This window comes from Sulfuriflexus sp. (assembly GCF_032250955.1).
In the GTDB taxonomy this organism is placed as follows: Bacteria; Pseudomonadota; Gammaproteobacteria; order AKS1; family AKS1; genus Sulfuriflexus.
Genome location: NZ_JAVVES010000154.1, coordinates 1 through 501, shown reverse-complemented (window position 1 = coordinate 501; position 501 = coordinate 1). Strand labels below are relative to the sequence as shown.

Below are 501 nucleotides of genomic sequence, written 5' to 3'. Positions count from 1 at the left end.
CCCGCGGTCGTCGCCGAGCAGGTCGAGGCCGAGTTTCAGGGCCAGCTCGATACCGGCCTGCACACCGAGATTGCCGGAGGCGCTCAAGCCGACCAGTTGCGAGAAAATCCCCAGGTTGAGATCGGCCAGGTCGAGGTTGAACGGCCGGGTGGTAGTGACCTCGGAGGCAAAGCCGAAGTCGAAGTAGAGGGTCCCCTCGGCGGTATCGATGGAGAGGATCGCCGGGCCGCTGGCCGGCAGGCCGAGCAGGGTGCGCAGACGGACTTCAAGAGCTTGCAGGGAACCGGCCGGGTCGGCACTGAGATCCTGCACGAACTTGAGGAAATCGCCGGAGAGGTCGACCAGGTCGCCGATGCTGCGATCGATGACCGGGATCTTGAAGTCGAACACCTCGGCGGTCCCCTCGAGGTTTTGCAGTACACCGACCACCTGGCGCAAAATGGCGATGATGTCGTCGAAACTCAAGTTTTGCAGGGACGCGAGGACATCCTGCCAGGCGCC

1 protein-coding gene is annotated in these 501 nt (G+C 63.7%); it reads right to left on the bottom strand.

Annotated elements, in window-relative coordinates; translation table 11 throughout:
- Positions 1–501 (bottom strand): hypothetical protein (locus RQ738_RS13680; RefSeq protein WP_314165877.1); only part of this gene is annotated, 501 nt, incomplete at both ends.